This is a genomic window from Rhizobium herbae (genome assembly GCF_019511375.1).
In the GTDB taxonomy this organism is placed as follows: domain Bacteria; phylum Pseudomonadota; class Alphaproteobacteria; order Rhizobiales; family Rhizobiaceae; genus Pararhizobium; species Pararhizobium herbae_A.
Genome location: NZ_JAEUAO010000001.1, coordinates 675,460 through 699,919 on the forward strand (window position 1 = coordinate 675,460; position 24,460 = coordinate 699,919).

The window sequence follows — 24,460 nt, forward strand, 5'->3', positions numbered from 1 at the left end:
TGAGTTGGCACGGTGACGGCGTGACGATGAGGATGTAAGGTTTTGTGCAAGTGTGTAACAGCTTGTAACAGCGTGGCCGCTGTCCGGGGGCGCTATGTCAGACACTGCAACACGGAGAGAGCACATACTGGTCGTTGATGACGATGCCAGAATTCGCCAGATGCTTATCCGCTACTTCGAGGGTGAGGGATTTCGCGTCAGCGCGGCGGCGGACGGCCCCACGATGCGAGATTGTCTGGCAAAGGCCGCGATGGACATCATCCTTCTCGATCTCGTTCTTCCCGGTGGTGAAGATGGTTTGAGTTTGGCACGAGATATCCGCTCCCGATCGAATATCCCGATCATCATGTTGACGGGGCGAGATGACGTGATCGACAGGATCGTGGGGTTGGAAGTCGGCGCCGACGACTATATCGCCAAGCCCTTTCACCTGCGGGAAGTTCTGGCGCGCGTGCGCAGTGTGCTGCGTCGCCACCAGGCCCCGGTCGCAAAAGGCGATGACGAGACAACGGGAAATTTCTGCTTCGACGGCTGGCGGCTTAATGTTGGCCGCCGCCGATTGCTTGCGTCCGACGGCAGCGACGTAGCCTTGACAACGGGCGAATTCGACATGCTTTGCGTGCTTGTAAAGCATGCCGGGCGTGTGCTCACCCGCGAATTGCTGATGGACTTGACGCGAAGTCGCAACATGGAGGCTTACGACCGCACTATCGATGCCCAGGTGGCGCGCCTGCGCAAGAAGATCGAGCGCGACCCAAAGAACCCGACGCTGATCCAATCTGTTCGCAATGTGGGCTATGTCTTCAGTGCGAAGCCGACGCAGGAATGAACCGTCGACGGGACCGTCAGAGATCGCCGGTATCAACGTCAACCGACACCAGCAGGCCGTGATCGCAGCGATCGAACTCACCTTTCCGCAGGGTTCTGCTCAAGTTGTCAGCACCCAGCCCCCAGACCCGCATCATTCGGCATTTATGATTGTGCGCCAATGTCCTGAGGTGATCGAGCAGCGCCTCGGAGACGCCCGCGACGTCGCCGGCGCTGATCGCGACGAATATCGGCACGTCGAGCAATTGACCGTATCGCGGATGGCTTCTGACGCGGAACATACAGATGCCTCGGATATATCCTGCCCTATTTGTCGCGATGATTATCTGGTTGGCGCCGGCCAGATTGACACGTCGCCGAATTATGGCCTCGCAGATTTCGCGCCACTCGGCCTGTTGCAGCGCCTGTTCCACATTTCGCACGAGCGGATAGGTTACGTCGATCTGTTCAGCGGAGATCTGAGCGATGGTGTAGGCGGCAGGCATCAGGTAGCTCCTTGTCTTCAAGCGCTCTTTCCCGTTGCGCCGGTCATCGCTCGCCCCGTTTCGGACTGAAGCAGCGCGCTGCCTCATTGTCGTTCACTGCACCCTCTTCCCTGCCTCCAAGGGCAACTTATTCATCCGCTTGCCGATGCCACTTTCGGCACTTCATGGGCGGCAAGCATTGATCCCGGTCAAATCACTGGATCCTTTCGCGTCCAGCAGATTTCAGGAGATTGACGCTGCAACGCGCGAGCGCACCGTTAAGACATGGGCATAGAGCCGGCGCGTGCCGCTTCTCTCGCCTGGCGTTTTATGATGTTTCAGTTCCACAAAACCGTCACGGATGATGAGGCCAGTCGCCGATAAAGCGCGCGACGGCGCGCAATAGGCCACCAGCCATAAAGAAAGATTTCCAGAGCGCGCCAGTTTGCAACCCAGCCAAATATCAGCAGGCTTTCGCTGATCACGCGGGAAAATGCCGCCGCCCCTGACAGATTGTTGACCATCTGGCTTGCGATGAGGCTGAAAGCCAAAATCGGGATACCGATGATCAAGGCCCGCCGTCCCTCCCGCAGCAGCTCTCTCAGTTCCCGGTTTGCCTGGGCAGCACGACCCTCGAAGTTGTGTTGCACGGCATGCGTCACAGTCTGCTCGGATTCAGTATTCGCTTCTTCCTTCGGCAATTGGATAACAATTTCAATCGGTACGTTAGCAGGTGCTTCCTGTGCCCACTCGACGATAAATCGCTCGGCATCGTCGTCGAGGTCGCGTTCCCTGAACGGTGTGGGGTCGAGCGAGTTGAAAAGACGAGCCATCCGGTCGACCCGGATGAGGATTGTATAATGGCTGCCATCTGCTCGCATGAAGCTCACTGCCGTTATTTGCCCTCGGTGGGATCAGAGTGGCGGGGCGATCTATTCGGCCCATAGTGACTATGACTGTACTCCCCTCCGCCTCGCCCCATTCGTCAACGGGCACGGCTCGAGTTTGACGCACATCAAGTTGCGTCCCGCCTTTGACGGCTATGCTGGCCAACGACTGGACGTCCCGCCAAAGGATCCGAGAACCCATGCCTGACCAGCCAACTATCCGTTTCCATGGCGCCGCCGGCACGGTCACCGGATCCTGCTATCTTATCGAATTTCGCGAAACGCGCATCCTTGTCGATTGCGGTCTGTTCCAGGGGTCCAAGACGGAAAAGGAACTCAACTATCGGGTCTTTCCCTTTGATCCTCGGATGATCGATGCGGTCATCTTGACCCACGCGCATATCGACCATTCCGGGTTGCTGCCGAAGCTTGTCAAAACCGGATTCGATGGGCCGATCTTTGCGACGCCCGGCACGATCGATCTCTGCTCCGTGATGCTGCCGGACTCCGCCCATATCCAGGAAAGCGAAGTCGAGCACCTGAACCGACGCAACCAGCGCCGGGGCCGCCTGACCGTTGCGCCGATCTATACCGCCGAGGACGCGGCCGTTGCAGTGACGCTGCTGCGCGCGGTGGAGCTTGAAACATGGCAGACCGCGGCGGAGGGCATCCGTTTCAGGTTCTGGAACGCCGGCCACCTGCTCGGCTCCGCTTCGGTGGAAATGGAAATCGCCGGTTCCCCCCCGGTCAGGATGCTCTTTTCCGGCGACATCGGGCCCAGCCACAAACTTCTGCAATTCGACCCGGAAGCGCCCGCGGGCTGGGACTATGTCGTTTGCGAGAGCACATATGGCGACACGGACCGCATCGAAGCCACCGACCAGACTCGCCGCGAGGTGTTGCGCGCGGAGGTCGTGGCGGCAACCCATCCCGACGGGGCGCTTCTCGTCCCGTCCTTCGCCGTCGAACGCACGCAGGAGTTGCTCGCCGATCTGGTGTATTTGATGCAAGCTGGCGAGATTGCGACATGCCCGATTATTATCGATTCGCCGCTGGCGACGCGAGCCAGCGCGATCTTTCGCAAGCATGCGCGGGACATGGAAAACGGGGCATTGCTGGCCAGGGCCATGCAGGCCAGAAACGTGCGGTTCACCGAGACGGTCGAACAATCCAAGGGCGTCGATTTCATCAAGGGATTTCACATCGTAATCGCCGCAAGCGGCATGTGCGAGGCAGGGCGCATCCGCCATCGGCTGAAGAACTGGCTTTGGCGGGACGAAGCCACAGTCCTGCTTGTCGGATATCAGGCAGCGGGCACACTGGGGCGTATTCTCGAGGATGGCGCCTCAATGGTACGCATCCAGGGAGACGACATAAAAGTCCGCGCGCGCATTCGCAGGCTCGATATCTACAGCGGACATGCCGATGGGCCGGAACTGGCGGAGTGGGTCCGCGCGCGTCAACCCGTTAGGGCCGGTGTCTTTCTCGTCCATGGAGAAGACGCCGGAATTTCAGGTCTGCGGCAGCGCCTATTGGCTTTCCTGCCGGAGCAACGGATCACGTCCCCGCATTTGGACGCAACGTTCCGGCTGACACCGGAGGGGCCGGTCGATATAACTGATGCGGCGCAGCCGCCACGGATCGACCCTGTTCGGGTCGGCAGCATGGACTGGCACAACGACGTTCAATCGCTTGTCCTTGATCTGCAGGATAAACTGGCAAAGACTGCCGACGACAAGGCGAAACGCGTAATTATCCGCAAGCTTCGGCGGGCGCTCGCAGAGTAATTTCCCCCGCAACGATGCGAGGATGAGATAGGTCGTCGGGCGCAGGCGCCGTGGAATTTTTGCCGTGACCATAAGCCCGGCCGCACCCCGATTCCCACTTCTTGATTCTGGTCAATGAGCAAAGCCCGTAATCGCATATGCTGGAGCAGTTATGGAGAGGTCGTAAGCTACCGAATGCAGGCGGCGTTGCCCGCTTCAAGTCGACCGCAATTGAGTGAGAACAAAAATGAAAACTGCAGAGATAAAACGAGATCTCGAAGATCGCCGTCGCGGCATTGAGCGGCGGCTCGCAGCGATCGAACGGGACCTTGGCAAACAACTGGATGCCGACAGCGCCGACCGGGCAATCGAAACGGAGAACGACGAGGTTCTCATGGGCATGGAACGCAGCGGTCGCGAAGAATTGAAGGCGATTTCATCTGCGCTTGATCGCATCGACAGTGGAACCTACGGCCGATGCGTCCTTTGCGGGGCCGAAATTGGTGAACAGAGGCTCGAAGCTCTGCCCTTTACGCCGTATTGCGTCGAATGCGCACGTGGCGCAGCCGACAGCAGCCGAACCTGACGGACCGAATCCGGAAGTCTCGCTTGGAGCAAAAGAACGGCGTAAAAGGACGTCAATATGGGATGGAAGACAATTCGCGCCTTCCAGGCAGGCTCCACCGACGTCAGCGAAAGGCCCAAGCCAATGCGAGCGATGGTCATTGAAGCAATTGGCAGGGCGCTGATCGCTGTCGAGCGGCCGCTTCCATTGCCGCGTGCGGGTGAAATCCGCATCAGGATCGAAGCCTGCGCCATCTGTCGCACGGACCTTCACGTCATCGATGGCGATCTGCCGCAGCCTAAGCTGCCGCTCATCCCAGGTCACGAGATCGTCGGCATCGTCGAAGCGGTGGGCGACAATGTCGATACAGCAAAAATCGGCCGCCGCGTCGGGGTGCCCTGGCTCGGCCATACCTGCGGGACATGCCCCTACTGCCGATCCAATGCAGAAAATCTCTGTGATGCCCCCTTGTTCACCGGCTACACCCGTGATGGCGGCTTCGCCACCCATGCCGTTGCGGACGCAGGCTATGCGTTCGATCTCGACCCCACAGCCGATCCCGTGTCCCTGGCGCCCCTGCTGTGCGCCGGCCTGATCGGCTGGCGCTCGCTGAAGCGGGCCGGTGACGGCCGATTGATCGGCATTTACGGCTTCGGAGCCGCCGCACACATCATCGCCCAGCTCTGCATCTGGCAGGGGCGGAAGGTTTATGCATTTACGCGCCCCGACGATGCGACGGCCAGGCGCTTCGCCCTCGACCTGGGCGTTACCTGGGCCGGCGGTTCGGATGAGCCGGCGCCGGAACCGCTCGACGCCGCGATCATCTTCGCGCCGGTCGGCAGCCTCGTGCCGGCGGCGCTCAAGGCGGTGCGCAAAGGCGGGCGCGTGGTCTGCGGAGGCATCCACATGAGCGACATCCCCGCCATGCCTTACGCCGTGCTCTGGGGTGAGCGTGAACTCGTTTCCGTGGCGAACCTGACGCGTCAGGATGCCCGGGAATTTATCCCGATCGCGAACGAAGCGGGCGTGAGCACCCACACGGCCGTTTATCGCCTTGAGGACGCCAACCTCGCGCTTGCCGATTTGCGGGCGGGCAAGGTGAGTGGCGCAGCAGTCCTTGTTCCGTGACGGGACGCAGTCACGCGGGGCGCGCCGAACAACTCGTCGGCGTTCGAGCCGAGTGCGGCTGCGGTCAGTCGGGCTGTGGCGTCTATCTCGCAGCTTATATTGGTTTCCACGTTACGGATCTGTTCGTTCCTTGAGCTAAATCAAGGTCGATACAAAGCGCGGCGCTAATCTCGCTAGCCGATGGCCCGGCCGTCCGGCTCGGACCGGCCAAAGGAGATGCGAAATGAACGTTAATGACACCGACGACGACCTGACCACACGCACGGGATTTCGTTTCCATGTCCGGCACGCTACGCCACAGGACGGTGCAATGGTTGCGGAATTCTTCAAGCACGTGACGCCGGAGGATCTCCGATTTCGATTTCTTTCCGGCATGAAGGCAGTCTCCCATGAAAGGCTCGCCGAAATGACGCGCATTGACGATCCTCATATCGTCAATTTTCTCGCCCTCTCTCCCAATGAAACGCTGCTTGCAGTGGCAATGCTGGCGACTGACGAAGACGATCAACGAGGCGAGGTCGCACTTACAATCCGTGATGACTTCAAACATCAAGGAATAAGCTGGGAGGTGCTCGCGCATATTTGTCGCTATGCGCAACGGCACAAAATTACGAGCATCGAGTCCATCGAAAGCCGCGAAAACCATTCAGCGATCGAGTTGGAGCGCGATATGGGTTTCAAGGCCCTCGACTACGACGACGATCCGACGCTTGTTCTGCTGCGGCGAGAGCTCGACACCGCTGATGTTGCCGACATGGTCAGAGGGTGACGGCGCGCAAGGTGCGCTGCGCGCCGGAGGCCTGTGTTCGACGGCGTCGTGCCGCAAAAGAATGGCTGATCGACGGGAAACGGAAAGCCCGACCTTCCGCTGTCGGCAGGCTCTCGGAACATTCATCCCAGAACTTGGTTAAGGTTGTGATCGTGGCCTTACGCTCGCTCGTAATCGGCACCGGTCACTCCTCGAGAAAATCGCATTCCTTCGCACGGGTGTCTTTCGAGGATTTTGGAGAAAGGTCGCCAGAACGGATGAACCGGAGGGCAAGTAATATGAAAAAGTCAATTTCAGCCTGCGCCATCTTGTTCACCCTGACGGCTTGTGTAGCAGCATACGACGCCGGGCCGGTTCGACCCATACCCGGAAGCATCACCTATGGTGGCCATCAACCGCGCACGAAATTGACGAAAGCGCCAATTGGCAGCACGTTCACTCACCAGGTCATCGACGAGTACGGCGTTCCAGCCATTGAGACTTACAGGATAGAGCCGGACCGCTCACTCACGCTTATCCATCGCGATCGCCGGTGGGACTTTTTTGACTTCGATTGAAAATCCGCCACAGGATGCGTCACCGCATTTGGCAGCAGACTAGCGGGTCAAGGAGCGAGTGTGACTGACTGCGGGAAACGTTAACAGAAGATGTGGTGCCATGTAATTGGTCGGAGGTGGTCAGAGGCGCTTCTGCTAAAGGCCAAGCCGCTGTGGCTATAAAATAGCCCGTCATCCCTTGGACGGTCCTGGCACGGCATCAGGCGGACGCGTCCGAGTTCTCGCTACTTGGCCTCGATCCGGAACTTCGCGTGGCACGACGTGCAAGTTTGAAGCATCATGTGGAAAGCGTGTTCTGCGGGCATTGACGCTGCATCTCTCGTTGCATCGACCTTTCTTGCGAGCGGTCCGCCTCCCAAAGCATCTCCCGTTTGCATCCGCGTTCCGGGTCCAAGCCTGTCGGGATTTCGGTCAGCTGCGACAGACAACGCGGATGCGTAGGTGCCAAGGTCTTTTGCCAGCTTGTCGAACTGTTGACGGTCGGTTTCAATGCTTGGGCTGGCTTGTGAGCCAGCCGTGGTGCCGGAACCGTCGAACAGCGCTGACAGGGTAGCTCCCGAGTGAGCCCGAATGGTCTCGGCGGCCGCTTTGAACGCTCTTGCGTCGTAGGGCGACACGTCCTTGAACATGGCGTTGATGGACTTGGCGGCGCTTGCCATCGCCTTCATGCCGTCTTGTCGTTGGATAACGTTGCCGGGCGCGGCAGTTTGTGCGGTTGCTACTGAGATCACCGTGGCGAAAACCGCTATCGGAAACACAAGAACCGCTAGTTTCATCGCGCTCTCATTCACCTGCATGCTTCACTCCATTCTCCCGGGGCTAGTCCTCCCAGTGTTAGCCACCGCAGCAGCCGGAGCTTCGACTTTGCTGCCCGGAAAGGCCGTACGTTTGATTAAGGTCAACGCAACTCTTGCAACCACACGGCACTATGCTTGATTATAGGAATAAGGATCGAGCGAAAACATGATCGCCTTAAGCCAGACCATTCGAAGATGCGGAAGAGAGTTGCTGGCCGTTTTGGTCGCAATTATGTTCCTAGTCGGCCCGATGGCCGAGGCTGCTCCCGTTATATGCGATAACGACTTCGCTCAAGTTGTGCAAACTGACACGTCCAAAAGCGACTTAGCTCGACCGGGTGATCTCCACCCTGTCGAGCACAAGGCTTGCTGTAAAAGCGTATGTAGCCTGTGCAACGTCATTCTCCCGGCTTCGAACGCTGTTGTTTTTCACCTGGATTCCGACGCTCAGCGATACCTTGATCCTCAGCGGTCGATCACCGGCCTCAGCTCTCGACCTGCTCTCGGCCCTCCCCGATCCATTCTTTGAACACTTCCGCTCAACGGCGGAATGATGCTCGGTTGCCTGCGCTACCCGCAGGGCGACCTTTTCGGTGATTGCCGACATCGCCGTACGCGTCTCCTTTGAACTCTTGCGCTAGCCAAGGGAAACGCCCCGGACAAGAGACGAATTATCCCGGAGGTAATCCAATGGACGATCAAAAGGACCATAAAGGTCATGACCATCACCATCATCATCACGGGCACAATGTTCAGGCCGCGCGGGCAGCCGATAAAAGCGCGGTCACCGATCAGCCCGACGGCGTAATATATACCTGCCCAATGCACCCGCAGGTGAGGCAGATTGGACCGGGGAACTGCCCGATCTGCGGGATGGCGCTCGAACCGGAAGTTATTACAGCCGAAACCGGACCGAGCCCCGAGTTGCTCGACATGAGACGCAGGTTCTGGATCGGCCTGGCTCTGACGGTGCCAGTGCTTGCCCTGGAAATGGGTGGTCACCTTACCAACCTCCATATGTTGCTCGACGCGCAAACATCGAACTGGCTGCAGCTTGTCTTCGCAACGCCTGGGGTCTTGTGGGCAGGCGCTCCGTTCTTCGAACGGGCGTGGCGGTCAATCGTCACGCGTCACCTCAACATGTTCACCTTGATAGCGATGGGCACGGGCGTTGCGTGGGTCTACAGCGTCGTGGCGACATTGGCACCCGGCCTTTTCCCGGCCACATTCCGGTCCGGCGGATCGGTGGCCGTCTATTTCGAGGCCGCCGCCGTCATCACGGTGCTTGTTCTGCTCGGACAGGTCCTGGAATTGCAAGCCCGCGAACAAACGGGAGGCGCAATTCGCGCATTGTTGGACCTTGCACCGAAGACGGCCCGCCGCATCCGCAGCGATGGAACTGACGAGGACATCGCGCTCGAAGCCGTCGCCGTCGGTGACCGGCTCCGCGTTCGGCCTGGCGAGAAGGTGCCGGTCGATGGCACGCTCGTCGAAGGTCGCAGCTCGGTCGATGAATCGATGATCACAGGAGAGTCGATGCCCGTCACCAAGGAGGTCGGTGCCAACCTGATAGGCGGCACGATGAACCAGACCGGCGGTTTCGTCATGCAGGCCGGAAAAGTGGGACGCGATACCATGCTGTCGCAGATCGTGCGCATGGTCGCGGACGCCCAGCGCTCACGGGCCCCTATCCAGCGACTGGCGGACGAAGTCTCGGGCTGGTTTGTCCCCGTCGTCATCATAATAGCTGTCATCGCATTCGCTACATGGATGGCGTTTGGACCGGAGCCACGTTTCGCCCATGGGCTTGTTGCCGCAGTCGCGGTGCTCATCATCGCCTGCCCGTGCGCCCTTGGTCTCGCCACTCCGATGTCGATCATGGTTGGTGTAGGACGGGGCGCACAGCTTGGCGTGTTGATCAAGAACGCCGAAGCGTTGGAACGCTTCGAGAAAATCGACACGCTGGTGGTCGACAAGACGGGCACGCTCACTGAAGGCAAGCCCAAGGTCACATCGATTGCGACGACGGAGGGGGTGACCGAATCCGACTTATTGTGGGTTGCCGCGACCTTGGAACGGGCGAGCGAACATCCGCTCGCGGCCGCAATCGTCGATGCCGCCAATGAACGCGGTGTGGCACTCGGCACTGCGGAAGACTTCGACAGCCCCGTCGGCAAGGGGGTTACAGGGGCGGTCGAGGGCCGCAAGGTAATCATCGGAAGCCACCGCATAATGGCGGACGAGAACGTGGACGTTTCGTCCCTCGCCGACAAGGCGGAAGCTCTTCGTGGTGAGGGGGCGACCGTGATCTTTACCGCCCTCGACGGCCGCGTCGCCGGTCTTTTCGCCATCTCCGATCCCATCAAGGCAACGACACCCGCCGCTGTCCAAGCGTTGCTGAAGGAAAGTGTCCGGGTCGTCATGCTCACCGGAGACAACAAGACTACCGCCAATGCTGTCGCACGGAAGCTGGGGATCACGGAAGTCGAGGCGGAAATCCTGCCGGACCACAAGAGCGAGATCGTCGCACGCCTGCGCAAGGAAGGTCGGATCGTTGCAATGGCCGGAGACGGCGTGAACGACGCGCCAGCCCTTGCTGCCGCCGATGTCGGCATTGCCATGGGAACGGGAACGGACGTGGCCATCGAAAGTGCCGGGGTCACTCTGCTCCAGGGCGATCTTCAGGGCATCGTCCGGGCACGGCAGCTGAGCCATGCCACGATGAAGAACATCCGGCAGAACCTGTTCTTCGCCTTCATCTACAACGCTGCTGGCGTACCGGTTGCTGCTGGCGTTCTCTACCCGGCTTTCGGGCTTCTGCTGTCCCCGATCATTGCCGCAGCGGCCATGGCGCTGTCCTCCGTCAGCGTGATCGGGAATGCACTCAGGTTGAGAGGTGTGCGGATATGAAGTGGGAACGCAAATGGACGTTGCTCGTGGCATCCCTCGGTGTGATCGTGGCGTTCTTTGTGCTGCGGGAACACTGGGCGCACGCCCTGGGTCTGGCCCCCTACCTGCTGCTTTTGGCGTGTCCCGTGATGCACCTTTTCCACGGGCACGGTGGTCATCGCCACGATCAACACGAACATCGGGCGGGAAAGGATGATCTACGGTGACCTACACCCGTTCGGCGCAAACGGAGATCGAGGTTGCGGCGTCCGCCGAGGCGCTGTTCGATTACCTGGACGACCCGGCCCGCCTCGGGGCGCACATGCAGAAGCCGTCGGCGATGATGCTCGGGGGGCGGATGACCTACGGGTTCGACGAGGCACAAGGCCGTGCCGTGGGCTCGGTCATCAGGATGGTGGGAACAATCCTCGGCGGAGGTCTGTCGGTGGAAGAAGTCGTTGTCGAGCGGCAACCTCCACATCGGAAAGTATGGGAGACACGGGGACGGCCGAACCTTCTTGTCATCGGAGCTTACCGAATGGGCTTCGAGATTGCTCCCTCGGGCAAGTCCTCCCGTCTGCTTGTGTTCATCGACTACGATTATCCGAGTTCGGCGGCAGGAAGGATCGTCGGCGCGATGTTCGGGCCGATCTATGCACGTTGGTGCATCAACCGGATGATAAAAGACGTGATCAGCGCGTTTCACGAGTCCTAATAACAGGCAGAAAGGCCAGGGAGGACGCCGTTCACCGAAACCCTCCCTGGCTGGTTCTAAGCCGCCATTTTCTGGCAGCTCTCCGCGCAGCGGCGGCAGGCATCGACGCAGCTCTGCATGTCACCGATACGCTCGCAGTCGTCGGCGCACTGACTGCAGATTTCGGCGCACTCGCGGCAGACGTGCTTGTGGTGCTCCGAACCGATGAGCATGAAATGAGCCGAGGTTCGGCAGATTTCCGCGCAGGCCATCATGAGCCTGAAATGCTGTGGCTCGGTGTGCTTGCCACCCATCTCCAGGCAGTGGTTCATCGCAGTCGACAGGCATTCCCGATAGCAGGCCAGGCAGTTGTCGATGCAGGTCTTCATCTCCGGTGATTGATGATGATGCATGATCTTGGTCCTTTCGCAGGAATTGAGAGGTTACTTGGCGTGTTCGTTCACCCAGGCGGTCATCTCCTCGATCTCCTTCTTCTGCGCGTCGATGATCTTCTCAGCCATGGCCTTGGCCTGTTGGTCGTCACCATATTTCAGCTCGACCTCCGACATGCTGATCGCGCCCATGTGATGGGCGATCATTCCGCAGACGAAGGAGACGTCAGGGTCTTTGGCCATCATCCCTTGCATCATGGCGGGATGCATCTGCTGCATGCCCTCCATCATCGCCTTCTGGTGCTCGGCCATTTGCCCCATCTGCATTTCCGGCATCTTCATATCGCCGCTGGCGGACATCTCCGATTTACAGGCCTCTGGCATCGCCGTTTGCGCGGAAGCGTTGACCGATACGGATAGAAGGATCGCCGGTACGGCTACGGCCGCGACCGCGCTTTTGAGAACGGTTTTCATTTTACTCTCCTGTTTGAGTGAGAATGCGCGTGTTCGAATTCAGAAGAACTGTGGCTTGGGCGGATGATGGAATGCACGCACGAGCAGGAACGGAGTAGGTTCGTTCAGCATTGGCCTAACAGGTCGAGGAGCGACTGCATGCGCATCCGCACACGGCGGCTCTGTGAGAATCAGGCAACAGTGCAAATTGGCGCAGCAACCGACATGATGGACGGAGATTGGATAGCGATGGCCCAGCTCGGTGATCGACAGACAATTGTGATTGGCGCTGAATTGGCCAGCCACCGCCGTGCCGTGGAGGTTCACCACCATGAGGCACAGAGCCGCAATTCGGACCAAGCGGTAAAATGTTCTCAGCACTGGCATCGGAGGCGCAATTCCTTTCGCCTTCAAACGCGCCTTTCAGAAGAATGTTCCGGTCTCCGCTGGTGCTGAAAACTTAGAACCCCAGGGCTGTGGTTGTCCCGAGCGCAGCCGCCGCGAGTACGAGATGGTGGCAGGGGTCTTTGTGCAACGCCATATAATCGTCGCGAATCATCGGCTAGATGAAGCTCGTAATTGACAACTTCCGGGCTGATGGTAGTCCTCGGGCATGGGTATGTATCGAATCACATTGGCAAGAATGCTGGTTCTGCTTCGGCTGGTGATCATCGCATCACTGGCTGGATACTCCTTGCCCACCGCTTCGGCAGCGATGCATGGGTCGATGGCGACATCGACAACCGTCCAATCTGACGACCACCATGAGATGACAAACGGCGACCACGTCCATGGTGACGAAAGCGCCTCTTCGGATGACACGCAGAAAATTGCCAAGCAGGAGTGCTGCAACGACTTCTGCGTCAGTTTTGCGATTATCGCCACCCCCGAAGTGAGCGGCGGCCCCGTGGTGACGGCTTCCATCCGCGAATTCATCGACGACAATCGTGTCGTCGGCGAACTCGTGCCGCTGCATCGCCCCCCGAATATCTGAATAGGACACGCCCGTCCTTGCGGGTCTTAACGTGCGTAGGCGGGTGTTATTGCCCGCGTACGCCGCTGCCATCTCCTATTCGGATTACACCATGAAACCTGTTTTTCTGGTGGTTGCCTTGCCGCTCTTCGCAAGCGGTTGCGCTGCCACGTTGCCTCCTGAAGTCATTGCTTCGGGCGACCTTGCCGACCTCCCGGTCGACGTTCGCCCGGTCCACTACCAAAGCCCCGTTTCGGGCTATACGCACCGCGTCCCGGTCGATCCCAAACCGTGGCGTAACCAGAACGACGCGCGGGCTCCTGAAGGAGACGCGTCATGACGGTGATCAGGCTGAAACTTGCGGCGACTGTCGCGCTCCCGCTCATTCTCGGTGGATGCGTCTCGGCGGCCGAATACTCCGCTCCGAACTCCGGTTTCTCGTCCGTATCCAACAAAACCGCCGAAGCGGCCGGAAAGGACACCGTCTGGATTCAAAACCGCCACGATGCCCAGGCCGTCTCGGTCCGGATCAAGACCTTGCTGCCGAAGAAAACCGTCGACGTCGAGACAGCGGTGCAGGTCGCCCTCCTCAACAACAAGGGCCTCCAGGCAGCCTATGCCGATCTTGGCGACTCGGCTGCGGAAGCATGGCAATCGACCATGTTCGTGAACCCGACAGTCGAAGTGGGGTTGATCGGAATTGGCACGCCAGGGCTTGAAGCATTCAAGACCGTCGAAGGCGTGATCGCCACCAACCTCCTGGCCCTCGCCACGCACAAACGGAACGTGGGCATTGCCGATACCGAATTCCGCAAAGCCCAGCTCAATGCGGCCCTGCAGACCTTACAGCTCGCCGCCGATACCCGGCGGGCTTGGATCAACGCCGTTGCCTCCTGGGAAACGGTCGCCCAGCTCAACCAGGCGCAGGCGGCGGCAGACGCGGCCTCGGACCTTGCACAAAAGCTCGGCGAAACAGGTGCGCTGACCAAGGGCGGCCAGGCCCGCGAGCACGTGTTCTATGCCGAATTGGCGGGCCAGACCGCAAAGGCGCGGCTTGCGGCCCGTCTCGCGAAAGAAGAACTGACGCGCCTGATGGGACTTTGGGGATCGGACACCGACTATCAGATTCCCAATCGCCTGGCACAGCTCCCGAAGGGTCTGATCAAACGAGACCTGATCGAGGCGGAAGCCCTGCAACGTCGCGTTGACCTGCAGATGGCCAAGCTCGATCTCGAAGCCACGGCCAAGTCGTACAACCTAACGGAAGCGACGCGATACGTGACCGATCTCGAAATCCTGACGGGGTTCGAGACTGAACGTGAATTGGAGGACGGCGAGAAGAACGTCGAGACGACCGGCAACGTCGCGCTGGAGTTCGTCATCCCGATCTTCGACAGCGGCAAGGCCCGGATGCGCAAATCGGAGCTGGCCTATATGCGGGCTGCCAACCTGCTTGCGGAAAAGGCGGTGAACGTTCGTTCCGAGGCGCGGTCCGCCTACCAGGCCTACCGCTCGAACTACGACATCGCTCGCCACTACCGCAACAGCGTCGTACCTCTGCGCACAAAGATCGAGGAGGAATCCCTCCTCACCTACAATGGCATGATCACCAATACGTTCGAACTGCTCGCCGACAGCCGGGAGAAGGTCAACTCGATACTCCTGGCGGTCAACGCAAAACGCGATTTCTGGTTGGCCGAAGCCAATCTCGCACCTGCCATTTATGGCGGCGGCGCGAGAGCAGCCGGTGGCGAAACGGAAGTCGCAGCGGCTGCCGAAAGCGGCGGCGGCGGTCACTAGGAAAGGACACAGACATGTTCAACAGAAGACAGATACTCGGCGCGAGTGCCGCACTGGTGTCGACCGCCGCCTGGGCGAAGACCTCCAACATGGGACTGCCTGAGGCTGCAGTAATGGAGACCGCCGAAACGCAGACGCCCGTCCGCCCCTCATCGGGACCGAATTACACCCCGGTCGTGACCCTGAACGGCTGGACGCTACCTCACCGGATGAACAACGGCGTCAAGGAGTTCCACCTCGTCGCCGAACCCGTCGAGCGCGAGATGGCAGAGGGCATGACCGCGCACCTCTGGGGCTACAACGGCCAGTCCCCGGGTCCGACCATCGAGGCGGTCGAAGGCGACCGTGTTCGCATCTTCGTGACGAACAAGCTGCCGGAACATACGACCATCCACTGGCACGGCATGATCCTGCCGTCTGGCATGGACGGCGTCGGCGGGCTGTCGCAACCGCACATACCCGTCGGCAAGACCTTCGTCTACGAGTTCGACCTCGTGAAATCGGGCACCTTCATGTACCACCCGCATTCCGACGAGATGGTCCAGATGGCCATGGGCATGATGGGGATGTTCATCATCCACCCGAAGGACGAAAAGTTCATGCCGGTGGACCGCGACTTCGTGTTCCTGCTCAGCGCCTATGACATCGACCCGGGCACCTACGTTCCGCGCATCATGGAAATGACGGACTTCAATCTCTGGGCCTGGAACAGCCGCATCTTCCCAGGCATCAGTCCGCTTGTAGTGTCGAAGGACGACCGGGTGCGGGTGCGAGTCGGCAATCTCACCATGACCAACCATCCGATCCACATGCACGGCTACGACTTCGAGGTCACCTGTACGGACGGGGGCTGGGTAAGGCCGGAAGCCCGCTGGCCGGAAGTCAGCATCGACATCCCGGTCGGCGCGATGCGGGCCTACGAGTTCGATGCCAAATACGTCGGCGACTGGGCGATCCATTGCCACAAGTCGCACCATACGATGAACGCCATGGGGCACGACGTCCCGACCTTCATCGGCGTCGACAAGAAGCAAGTCACCGAGAAGATCAGGAAGCTCCGCCCGGAATACATGCCGATGGGAACCGCTGGCATGGCCGACATGGGCGAAATGGAAATGGAAATTCCGGAGAACACCGTTCCGATGATGACCGGGTGGGGACCGCACGGCCCCATCGAGATGGGCGGCATGTTCTCCGTCGTCAAGGTCCGCGAGGGGATCGCAGCCGACGATTACACCGATCCCGGCTGGTACGAAAATCCACCCGGTACGCAGGCCTGGGAGTGGACGGGTGAGCTTCCCGACACGACCAAGGCGAAAGACGCAAAGACAAAGATCACGCCGAAACCCATGAAGCACGGTTGATCGTGAAATCTATCCCATCAAACAACCAAAGGACTGAATCATGAAGACTGCAATTATGGCATTGTTCCTCGCGGCGCTCGCGTCTCCGGCCCTTGCCTCCGGCTCACATGCTGGTGGTCACGGTGAAGCCATGGCTGTCGGTGAGCCTGGCAAGAAGGCGCAGGCCACCCAGACCATCCGCGTTTCCATGAAGGAGACGGACGACGGCAAGATGATCTTCACGCCGAACACCTTCAAGGTCCGCAAAGGCCAAACCATCGTCTTCTCCATCAGGAACGCGGGCGAGCTGGACCACGAGTTCGTCCTCGACCAGGAAGACAAGATCATGGAGCACAAGGCCGTGATGGAGAAGTTTCCGGAGATGGAACACGACGACCCGAACGCGATCCGTCTGGCCGCTGGAAAGTCCGGCGAGATCATCTGGAAGTTCACCAACGACGGCACGTTCAAGATCGCCTGCCTCGTTCCCGGGCACTACGACGCTGGAATGCATGGCGACGTGACCGTTGCCAAGAAGTGATCCGACCCAAAGGAGACAAGACAATGAGATCAGTTTTCACACTCGCAGCCACCGCCATCGTCGCAATCGCCCTCGCCTCCGGCGCTTTCGCGGCGGAATTCACCAAAGGCACCGTCAAGAAAGTCGATGCCAAGGCAAAGAAGGTCACTCTCATTCATGAGGAACTGAAGGAGCTTGATATGCCCGCGATGACGATGGTTTTCCGCGTCAAGGACGACGCCTTGCTTGAGAAACTCAAAGAAGGCGCGAGCATCGAGTTCGTCGCCGAGCGCGTCGAGGGCAAGCTGACCGTCACGGAAATCAAATAGTACGATATCGCCGGATAATGCACGCGGCTGTTTAAGCGGCCGCGTGCGACACCTCTGCTTTACCGAGAGAAAGCGGACTCGGTCGACCCACAAGGTCTCGAAAACCCGCGCTTTCAAGCGACGAGCAATGACATCTTCACTCAGCGCCCAGTGGGACGCAGCGCGGGAAATGCGTTCAATCCTTTTGCGATTTGTCGCTTTCGCCATCCTACTTGCCAACCTCCTACTTGGCGGCAACGAGGGAGCGGAAAGGATGCACGTTGTCGTCGTCATCAGCTACTTTATCATCAGTGTCGCGTCGGTGGCGACCGCGCGCTTCCTGCCTAACCTCTCCTGGCTTAAGACAGTCTTTGTCGTTCTCGACGCGCTGCTGGTCGCCCTGATTCTATACGCGCACATTCTTGGCGGACCGGTTACCGAAAACCACAACCTGACGACGACCAGTTTGGTGGTGGCGTTCATTCTACTCAACCATGTCGGACTGAAACAAGATCGTCGGCTGGTAATTGTCTTCTCCGGCATCGTCCTGGTTTCCTGGATAGCCATGCTGGCGATCACGGCCGCCAGACATCATACCGCCGACGCAATGTCGCTGCTTGCGGCATTCTTCAACCAGGACCTGGGCCTCACGGTAAGCTTCGGCTTTACAGCCTTCGCCATCTATTTGCTCGCGAGGGATCATGACCGGACACGGAAGGAAGCCCTAAGAGCCGACAAGCGTCGTCTCAACCTTTCGCGCTTTTTCTCGCCGCTTGTTGTCGCGGACCTCCAGGAGGGCAGCTCAAACCTTGATCTTGAACGTCGCAGCGCCGCAATCATGTTCGTCGACCTGCGAGATTTTACGAGTTTTGCCGAGACAGCGCCTGCGCGGGAACTGGCATTGGTTTTGGCGGAATACCGCCACCTTGTTTCCGGGACCATCTTCCAACACGGCGGGACAGTCGACAAATTCATTGGGGACGGAGTAATGGCGGTCTTCGGCCAACCTGCCCCGACAGAGGACGACGCAGATCGGGCCCTGGCATGCGCTCTCGACCTTGTCGATGCACTGAACGATTGGAAGAATCACAGCATGCTTAACGGCTGCCCTGCCCTCAACGCGGGCATCGGCTTGCACTACGGCACGGTCGTTGGCGGGGTTCTGGACAGCGGATGCCACAGCGAGTTCACGGTGATCGGAGACGCTGTAAACGTCGCGCAGCGACTGGAGACCTTGGCCAAATCACTCGACGCACCACTTGTTGTATCGTCTGCACTGATGGCTCGACTGCATAATCCAGTTCCCTCCGCCCTCTGGATACCGCAAAGTTCAGTGCCGCTGCCGGGACGTAGGCTCCCGATAGATGTTTGGTATTTGCGCCGTGAAGCAGGTCTCAATCCCGCCGAGAACAATTCGGGCTACGAGACAGGGGTCATGCAGACCGCCCTCCAGAGATCGTCCTTCCAGTCATCCCCTCTCGGGCCCAATGTGCGCACCGGATAGTCGATGCCTCGGACGGACACTTTGGCGGGATCGCTGCATTTCACCAGTGCTCGATGCTTTCCAGGGTCAGTGTAGGCCGAACCGTTCGTAGCGTCACCTTGTGAAAGCGATATCAGGACGTCGTAATCGTATCCAGCTCGCTCTGTCGCGCGATTGCTGACGAGACCAAGATTGACAACAGTGTCGTCGTCGAAATGCGCAGTGTGGAATATCACAGGCTCTGCCGCCACCGCGCTTAAGGCGGAAAGCACTCCGACGGCGAGCGTGAGCACAAAAGCACGCATTCCCACCTCCCATGGTTCAGCGAAGCCAATACCATATCACGTACGTAGCGGCTTTCCTAAGCGCGCTGTTGCAGGGCTCTTATTGAAGGGGTGGCCCAGATCAGCGAGGCAGGTTTTCGGGACGCGGTGTTCGCATCAGCTCTCCGGCAAAAGCGACTGAACCTCTCAAGTAGCGCTCGATGGGTGCAAGCTCCTCAACGCCCGGCATGTTTCTCACGGTCTCGTCCGGCCTGCACCACGGGGAAGGCAGGCTGGCGATCCCGCTCATACCCCTATCGAGTTCATTTGCTGGAATGATTTGCACCGCACCCGATTGTGATAATTAGCTTTTCGTCCAGGCACCGAGCGTCGGACGAGATACCAGTCATAGCGTCCGCTCCCAACCCGAGCGGGTCGTCGGAAAGCAGCCGTTCGAAGATGCCGAGCTGCTTTTTTTCGATATGCTAGTCCCCGTTGCGACCGTCCGAGTGAAATCCGTCTACGTCCGGCACACGAACAGCAACCGGCTTTTGGCGAGAGGAAGCATTTGGGAACGTTGTACGCGCTGTTTTATTGCTGGTCGGGACAAGGAGCGCTCGCATTGGTTCTAGTGCGGAAGATTCGGTTCGATATCCTTCAATTAGACGGCTCGATGCCCTGCAGCCCGCCCTGGGCTGTCTCGAAGGAATGGTAAACGTCTCTCCTTCTTTGACGAGCGGAACCGAAGCATCCCAAAGCGCAACCGCCAAAGCCTACTATGGGCTCAGACTAAATCCGCCCTGCAACTCGGCCGCTCTAAAGCTGGCGACGCGCATTTTGAAATGCGCCCTTATACGGGAACGCATGTCAACATATCGGTACCATGGCCGTCAAATTCTCGTCGGGATTTTCTCGGGAATCTACGCTCTGCTGCAGGCGATTCAGGGCCTTTGGATTCACGAAACCAATCGGAAAAACAGCCTGTCTTTTCAGCAATCCCCTTGTTAAACCAAGGGGATGACTGGTGGGTGATCACGGGCTCGAACCGTGGACCCGCTGATTAAGAGTCCCATCGCATGTTAGGCAAAATCAGTCCTGTACGGCGAGGTCGCCTGTAAAATGCCGCCCGATAAAACCGAACGTTTCCAGCGTCGTCAAACGCAAACTGTAAAATGAAATCCACCGTTTTCTGCCTCTGTGGAAAAACGCTAAAAGCCAGCAGCCATCGGCGTACTCAGAATTCCCGGAAAATATGTGAAGTCCCCAATAACGGTTTCAGGTAGCTGGTACGGGAGATTCATATCGATACACCGGCGCAGATAAAACAGACTGTTCGGCGACGAAAAGGCGTTGCATGATCTAGGGGCAATGTTATTGGGGCGCTATTGGCGGAATATGCAGCAGTTCTACAAACAAGGTAACTTCAATGCGTACTGGCCGCCACGTTGGTCGTTTAGCACAGCGCTCTCGCGATCAAAGCTGCCCCAGGTTGTCAGCCTCATTCCAATCTTGGGCTATGCTGTGCTGTGGAGCGATTCCTTTCGGCAGCAACTGATGAGGTTCGACGGACTTGGAACCGGGCTTTGGCTAGACCCAATAGAGCGCATTGAACTTCTCTATTTCGGTAGCGTTTTGGTGCTCGCTGGTTTGCTGCTACTTTATTTGTTTTGCCCAAGGCAAGTGAGAACCTTCGAGAGTGCAACCGATTATATGGAGGGAGTGTTTAAGGCCCTGAATATTCACGAACTCGAATTGGTACATGCCCGCCTTGCGCCGCTATTCACTTCTGTCGATCAGGAAGCGTCGCCACCCTTTCTCGGGGCCGTTGACGTGAGGCATATCAAGAAGGGTCTTGAAATGATTCAAGACGACGATCATCGAAGAAGCACATTGATGCTGGCCGGGACCCGACAGAGTCACGCACGTGCACCCCTCAAGGCCCACTTTCTCATTCTCGATAGATCGCAACCGATATTAGCTGGCCTTGCGTTCCTACTTTTGACAGCCGGTGCCTTTGTATTCTTGGTGCCTAGCCTCGAGGTCTTTTTGATGGTTGTTAGCCGGGCTATTTTTGGGCATGCCACACCAACAGTAAATGGCTAGTGCAGATATTGACCTACTGCAACGCGACGAGCTTTTCGCAACTAAAACCACGAGTGCGTCCGAACGGCGCGGCTAGGATGCCCGTCAGCTTGGGAAGCTAGGCTTAAATAGGCGATTTCATATGGTTGGCTGTAAAACAGGCTGAAATGGGCCATAGATGTTTCAATCACTTAGACGGACAATGTAAAACTTGAAGCCGCTGTAGAGCCGGGGCGAACATCACCAGCCCGTTACCATTTACGAAGATGTCTGGGGATGCGCCCGGCAGGCGCTTGCTGAGATTGCTGGCAGAGCAATACATTCAGCTCAATATTGTTGACCCTAAAGGACTTGCTCGCATGGATCTGAGTATTCTCGAAAATGCACTGGCTCTTGCGGGCACGGCAATCAGTACGACGGGTAAGGCCGCCAGCACGGCCGAAGCGATTAAGAAGCTCTTCTCTTCCGACAAAGCACCGGACGCTAGCGAGGCCATGAGCCTTGTGAATAAGCTCGCGGTGGAGCTGACAGCCGCTAACGTGATGAATCTCGATCTGAGCGGCTCCCTGAAACAGCTTAGCCAGGAATTGAAGGCTCAAGACGAGTTCGAACAGGAGAAGGCGCGCTATCAGCTCGTTACCACGTCTCAAGGGGACATGGTCTATAAGCTACGCGAAGACATGGCGAACGGGGACCCCATGCACTTCGTCTGCCCGGCATGTCTCAAGAAAGATAGGCTGATTGTCTTCATCCAGGGCGAAGGTGATTATAAGCGGTGTCAGGTGAATCACGATCACCTCTACACATTTGGCCGCACCGAGTACCGTTCCAACCGAGAGTACAATTCGTACTAGGGGCATTGGAGCCTCCCGCCCTGCCCCGAGGGCATGTCTTAAAGATCCATCGACTGGCAAGCGCGAAGATGCTAGAGCAGCAACTTAAGCGGGGATAAGACATCGTGCAAAGTCCGGGACACATCAAGAATCCACTCACGATTATCGCTATTTTTGCGGGACTGTCCGAGATCAGCGGTACTGTGGTTTTGCCGTTAATCGCTGCTGAAAATCAGTTTTACTTTATGTGGTTCGTGATGGCGTTCCCCATGCTCCTCGTAGGCGCATTTTTCTGCATCCTGCTCATGAATTATAGAGTTCTTTACGCCCCATCTGATTTCAAGAATGAAGATCACTTCGTTGCCTTGCTGCCGAAGGCGTCAATATACGACCAAGTGAAGAAGCTTGAAGAGGAGGCCCCACACATCGCGATTGACCCTACTGAAGGGTGGAATGGCGAACCTCCTGCTATCGAGGAGGAAAGACAATCCGAAGGTATTCTTGAGCCAACGGCCTCTGAAAGTCCGAGGGAACATTCCGCGGAGAGCGCTTTTTCCCGTTTCAAAACTTGGGCCAGAGTCAGAATCGCCAGCGAAATTGAAGATCAAGTGTTTGATAGGCTGCAAAAACAATATTCGCAGCCTATATCGCGCGGAATTGCTAGCGATCGGGGCATAATCGACGGGGCGGTTCAAGACGGAAACAAGTTTGTGATCTTCGATGTTAGGACCGCCGAGTCAGATATGCGCGGTTGGGAGGCGTACCATATCTTCGATACGATGTTAGAGAGAGCAAGGTCGCTCACATATCCTCCGTCGTTGGACCTCGTGCTTATTCTGGTGTTGGTGATCCCGGGGTCCGCCTCGAAGGAAATGCCTCAGGTCACCAACGCGGCAAAGGATTTCGAAAGGAAATTTAAGATTAAGACGGCCGTCGTTACGTTCCAGGCACCGCTCCTAGACCGCTGAGGGCGCGAATCCAAATGTCCTTGCGCGCTCAATAAAGTCCGCTGGGGCGGATGCCTTTCAATGCCATCAGTTTCAATGCCATCAGTATGAGGATCTCGGATCAATCCCAGATCGCCGAAATCGCGGCGGAGAGCCTGTCCCATGCCGGTATGGGGAAAGTTGGTCTTTTCAACGGACTGGCTATTTTCTGGACACTTTTCCTTCCGCTGCTTTCCTTATCCTTTTCGAAGAAGTGTCCAGACGGCTTTTGGCGATCTTGACGATCGCCGTCTCGGCAACATATTCCGAACCAACAAGGTGATGCGGCCGCCTTTTCACTAACCTGAAAGGCAACGACCATGAGCCGCACAAACCTGTACGATGACGCATTCACCTTCGCGATCGATGCGGTCGACGCCGATGGCAAGCGCAAGGAAAAGCTGGCCGGCGCGAACAACATCTGCGCCGCCAATCGCGCCTTCGACGAACTGCTCTTTCATTTCAATCCCGGTGAAATCCTCCTGCTGAGACAGCGCGGTCGCGTCATTCGGCGGGAGGTGGCCGTGGGCGGCTATCGCGAGCGCGTCATTGCCGAGGCGCTGGCTGCCCAAGGAAATAGCCAGCCGGCGCCATAAGCCGTACAATGGCGGCATGACAAAGCCTCCGAAGTCAGCGCCGATCGGAGTTCCACCGGCTGCCGGCCCCCTGCCCCGCCGCAGCCGTAGCGCCATGCGTCCGAAGCAGCCACAACCAGATCATCCGATGCCGGCGCGCATAGACCCCTGCCTAGCGACGCTCGTTGCAAAGCCGCCGAAGGGCAGCGATTGGGCGTTGGAGGTGAAATGGGATGGATACCGCCTCGCCGTCCACATCGAGAATGGCGGCGTGAAGATCCTGACGCGTGGTGGCCATGACTGGACGGGCCGCTTCCCCTCGATCGTCGCCGAGGCGCCCCGCCTGCCCCTGAAGACGGCCATCCTCGATGGCGAAGCCGTCGTGCTCGATGGGCAGGGCCGCTCCGATTTCGGCTTGCTGCAGCGCGCGCTCGGCCACCGGCCGGCATCGCATGAACCCGGCGAAATCATGCTCTACGCCTTCGATATCCTCTATCTCGACGGCCGCGATCTGCGTCGGCTGCCGCAGCGCGAACGCAGGCGGCTGCTCGAGCCGCTGCTGGAAGGCCGCACGGGCGCCATCCGTCTATCCGAGGAGGTGGAGGCGGATGGCGAGGCGTTCTTTCGCGTCGCCTGCGAGCTCGGCCTTGAAGGCATCATCGCCAAGCATCGGGCAAAGCCCTATCGCTCCGGCAAACGGCCGGAATGGTTGAAGATCAAATGCGTCCGCCGCGACCATTTCGCGATCGTCGGTTTCGAGCCGTCGACGGTGCCAGGCGCGATCGGCCGGCTGCTACTGGCCGCCCGCCAGGGCAGCAGCCTCGTCTATGTCGGCGGCGTCGGAACGGGCTTCACACAGCAATCGTCAGCCAGGCTGCGCGAGCTGCTGGAGCAGATCCCGACGACGACGCCGGCGGTCAAGCTAGCCCGCAAGAATGCCGTCTTCACCCGGCCGATCCTCGCCGCCGAGATTGAATATCGCGCATGGACGGAAGACGGCAAGCTGCGCCATCCGTCGTTCAAGGGCATACACGAAATCAATGACGTCGCGACGATCTATCGGATCGAGGGGTAGTGCGTTACCCCACGAATTCCCTTTCCCTCC

The 24,460-nt window shown here is 58.6% G+C and carries 28 protein-coding genes; 22 read left to right on the forward strand and 6 right to left on the reverse strand.

Annotated features, from left to right (window positions below):
* Positions 1-94 precede the first annotated feature (94 nt).
* Positions 95-829 carry a response regulator gene (locus tag JNB71_RS03250; protein ID WP_220370386.1) on the forward strand — a complete coding sequence of 245 codons (735 nt, stop codon included), beginning with the start codon at positions 95-97 and terminating at the stop codon, positions 827-829.
* Positions 830-845: 16 nt separating this feature from the next.
* On the opposite strand, the gene JNB71_RS03255 is transcribed toward JNB71_RS03250, so the two are convergent.
* Positions 846-1,313 carry a hypothetical protein gene (locus JNB71_RS03255; RefSeq protein WP_220370387.1) on the reverse strand — a complete coding sequence of 156 codons (468 nt, stop codon included), beginning with the start codon at positions 1,311-1,313 and terminating at the stop codon, positions 846-848.
* Between the two features lie 317 nt (positions 1,314-1,630).
* Positions 1,631-2,173 (reverse strand): hypothetical protein, encoded by a 543-nt coding sequence (locus JNB71_RS03260; RefSeq protein WP_220370388.1) that lies wholly within the window; start codon positions 2,171-2,173, stop codon positions 1,631-1,633.
* A 206-nt stretch (positions 2,174-2,379) separates the two neighbouring features.
* On the opposite strand from JNB71_RS03260, the gene JNB71_RS03265 reads away from it, so the two are divergent.
* From JNB71_RS03265 to JNB71_RS03290, 6 genes are all read left to right on the forward strand, one after another.
* On the forward strand, positions 2,380-3,966 hold the full coding sequence (locus JNB71_RS03265) for an MBL fold metallo-hydrolase (RefSeq protein ID WP_220370389.1): 1,587 nt from the start codon (positions 2,380-2,382) through the stop codon (positions 3,964-3,966).
* 114 nt (positions 3,967-4,080) lie between these two features.
* Positions 4,081-4,245 carry a DUF2931 family protein gene (locus JNB71_RS24780; RefSeq protein ID WP_220370390.1) on the forward strand — a complete coding sequence of 55 codons (165 nt, stop codon included), beginning with the start codon at positions 4,081-4,083 and terminating at the stop codon, positions 4,243-4,245.
* Positions 4,193-4,531: a TraR/DksA family transcriptional regulator gene (locus JNB71_RS03275; RefSeq protein ID WP_220370391.1), complete on the forward strand. Its 339-nt coding sequence runs from the start codon at positions 4,193-4,195 to the stop codon at positions 4,529-4,531. The genes JNB71_RS24780 and JNB71_RS03275 overlap by 53 nt, the downstream gene beginning before the upstream one ends.
* Before the next feature lie 123 nt (positions 4,532-4,654).
* Positions 4,655-5,638: a zinc-dependent alcohol dehydrogenase family protein gene (locus JNB71_RS03280; RefSeq protein WP_220371135.1), complete on the forward strand. Its 984-nt coding sequence runs from the start codon at positions 4,655-4,657 to the stop codon at positions 5,636-5,638.
* Between the two features lie 223 nt (positions 5,639-5,861).
* The gene (locus tag JNB71_RS03285) at positions 5,862-6,407 is read left to right on the forward strand and encodes a GNAT family N-acetyltransferase (RefSeq protein WP_220370392.1); all 546 of its coding nucleotides are present in this window, start codon (positions 5,862-5,864) and stop codon (positions 6,405-6,407) included.
* Positions 6,408-6,685: 278 nt separating this feature from the next.
* Positions 6,686-6,964 (forward strand): hypothetical protein, encoded by a 279-nt coding sequence (locus JNB71_RS03290; protein WP_220371184.1) that lies wholly within the window; start codon positions 6,686-6,688, stop codon positions 6,962-6,964.
* A 224-nt stretch (positions 6,965-7,188) separates the two neighbouring features.
* Here JNB71_RS03290 and JNB71_RS03295 read toward each other — a convergent pair whose 3' ends face one another.
* Both JNB71_RS03295 and JNB71_RS03300 read right to left on the reverse strand, forming a co-directional pair.
* Complete coding sequence (locus tag JNB71_RS03295; RefSeq protein ID WP_220370393.1) at positions 7,189-7,761, reverse strand: c-type cytochrome; 573 nt, start codon at positions 7,759-7,761, stop codon at positions 7,189-7,191.
* 325 nt (positions 7,762-8,086) lie between these two features.
* Positions 8,087-8,368 carry a hypothetical protein gene (locus JNB71_RS03300; RefSeq protein ID WP_220370394.1) on the reverse strand — a complete coding sequence of 94 codons (282 nt, stop codon included), beginning with the start codon at positions 8,366-8,368 and terminating at the stop codon, positions 8,087-8,089.
* Between the two features lie 83 nt (positions 8,369-8,451).
* Between JNB71_RS03300 and JNB71_RS03305 the strand changes: the two genes are divergently transcribed.
* The 3 genes from JNB71_RS03305 to JNB71_RS03315 are packed head-to-tail and all read left to right on the forward strand — an operon-like array spanning position 8,452 to position 11,365.
* A complete protein-coding gene (locus JNB71_RS03305) occupies positions 8,452-10,671 on the forward strand; it encodes a copper-transporting P-type ATPase (RefSeq protein ID WP_220370395.1) in 2,220 nt (739 codons plus the stop codon).
* Positions 10,668-10,877 carry a DUF2933 domain-containing protein gene (locus tag JNB71_RS03310; RefSeq protein WP_220370396.1) on the forward strand — a complete coding sequence of 70 codons (210 nt, stop codon included), beginning with the start codon at positions 10,668-10,670 and terminating at the stop codon, positions 10,875-10,877. The genes JNB71_RS03305 and JNB71_RS03310 overlap by 4 nt, the downstream gene beginning before the upstream one ends.
* On the forward strand, positions 10,874-11,365 hold the full coding sequence (locus JNB71_RS03315) for an SRPBCC family protein (RefSeq protein WP_220370397.1): 492 nt from the start codon (positions 10,874-10,876) through the stop codon (positions 11,363-11,365). The genes JNB71_RS03310 and JNB71_RS03315 overlap by 4 nt, the downstream gene beginning before the upstream one ends.
* 56 nt (positions 11,366-11,421) lie before the next feature.
* On the opposite strand, the gene JNB71_RS03320 is transcribed toward JNB71_RS03315, so the two are convergent.
* Both JNB71_RS03320 and copM read right to left on the reverse strand, forming a co-directional pair.
* The gene (locus tag JNB71_RS03320; protein WP_220370398.1) at positions 11,422-11,757 is read right to left on the reverse strand and encodes a four-helix bundle copper-binding protein; all 336 of its coding nucleotides are present in this window, start codon (positions 11,755-11,757) and stop codon (positions 11,422-11,424) included.
* Positions 11,758-11,787: 30 nt separating this feature from the next.
* On the reverse strand, positions 11,788-12,210 hold the full coding sequence (gene copM, locus JNB71_RS03325) for a CopM family metallochaperone (RefSeq protein ID WP_220370399.1): 423 nt from the start codon (positions 12,208-12,210) through the stop codon (positions 11,788-11,790).
* Between the two features lie 622 nt (positions 12,211-12,832).
* Between copM and JNB71_RS03330 the strand changes: the two genes are divergently transcribed.
* From JNB71_RS03330 to ligD, 12 genes are all read left to right on the forward strand, one after another.
* Complete coding sequence (locus tag JNB71_RS03330) at positions 12,833-13,183, forward strand: hypothetical protein (RefSeq protein WP_431028010.1); 351 nt, start codon at positions 12,833-12,835, stop codon at positions 13,181-13,183.
* A gap of 91 nt (positions 13,184-13,274) precedes the next feature.
* Positions 13,275-13,502, forward strand: a complete 228-nt coding sequence (locus tag JNB71_RS03335; protein ID WP_220370401.1) for a hypothetical protein — start codon at positions 13,275-13,277, stop codon at positions 13,500-13,502.
* Complete coding sequence (locus JNB71_RS03340; RefSeq protein WP_220370402.1) at positions 13,499-14,962, forward strand: TolC family protein; 1,464 nt, start codon at positions 13,499-13,501, stop codon at positions 14,960-14,962. Before JNB71_RS03335 ends, JNB71_RS03340 begins: the two co-directional genes overlap by 4 nt.
* A gap of 14 nt (positions 14,963-14,976) precedes the next feature.
* On the forward strand, positions 14,977-16,326 hold the full coding sequence (locus JNB71_RS03345) for a multicopper oxidase family protein (protein ID WP_220370403.1): 1,350 nt from the start codon (positions 14,977-14,979) through the stop codon (positions 16,324-16,326).
* A 40-nt stretch (positions 16,327-16,366) separates the two neighbouring features.
* Complete coding sequence (locus JNB71_RS03350) at positions 16,367-16,846, forward strand: cupredoxin domain-containing protein (protein WP_220370404.1); 480 nt, start codon at positions 16,367-16,369, stop codon at positions 16,844-16,846.
* A 23-nt stretch (positions 16,847-16,869) separates the two neighbouring features.
* Positions 16,870-17,154, forward strand: coding sequence for a copper-binding protein (locus tag JNB71_RS03355; protein ID WP_220370405.1), 285 nt, complete (start codon positions 16,870-16,872; stop codon positions 17,152-17,154).
* Between the two features lie 127 nt (positions 17,155-17,281).
* Entirely contained in the window at positions 17,282-18,637 is a 1,356-nt protein-coding gene (locus JNB71_RS03360; RefSeq protein ID WP_220370406.1) for an adenylate/guanylate cyclase domain-containing protein, read from the forward strand.
* Between the two features lie 1,637 nt (positions 18,638-20,274).
* Positions 20,275-20,982, forward strand: a complete 708-nt coding sequence (locus tag JNB71_RS03365; protein ID WP_220370407.1) for a hypothetical protein — start codon at positions 20,275-20,277, stop codon at positions 20,980-20,982.
* Positions 20,983-21,320: 338 nt separating this feature from the next.
* Positions 21,321-21,815, forward strand: coding sequence for a hypothetical protein (locus JNB71_RS03370; RefSeq protein ID WP_220370408.1), 495 nt, complete (start codon positions 21,321-21,323; stop codon positions 21,813-21,815).
* Positions 21,816-21,919: 104 nt separating this feature from the next.
* Positions 21,920-22,762 (forward strand): hypothetical protein, encoded by an 843-nt coding sequence (locus JNB71_RS03375; protein WP_220370409.1) that lies wholly within the window; start codon positions 21,920-21,922, stop codon positions 22,760-22,762.
* Positions 22,763-23,100: 338 nt separating this feature from the next.
* Entirely contained in the window at positions 23,101-23,376 is a 276-nt protein-coding gene (locus tag JNB71_RS03380) for a hypothetical protein (RefSeq protein ID WP_220370410.1), read from the forward strand.
* 127 nt (positions 23,377-23,503) lie between these two features.
* Entirely contained in the window at positions 23,504-24,430 is a 927-nt protein-coding gene (gene ligD, locus JNB71_RS03385; RefSeq protein WP_346657233.1) for a non-homologous end-joining DNA ligase, read from the forward strand.
* Positions 24,431-24,460 lie beyond the last annotated feature (30 nt).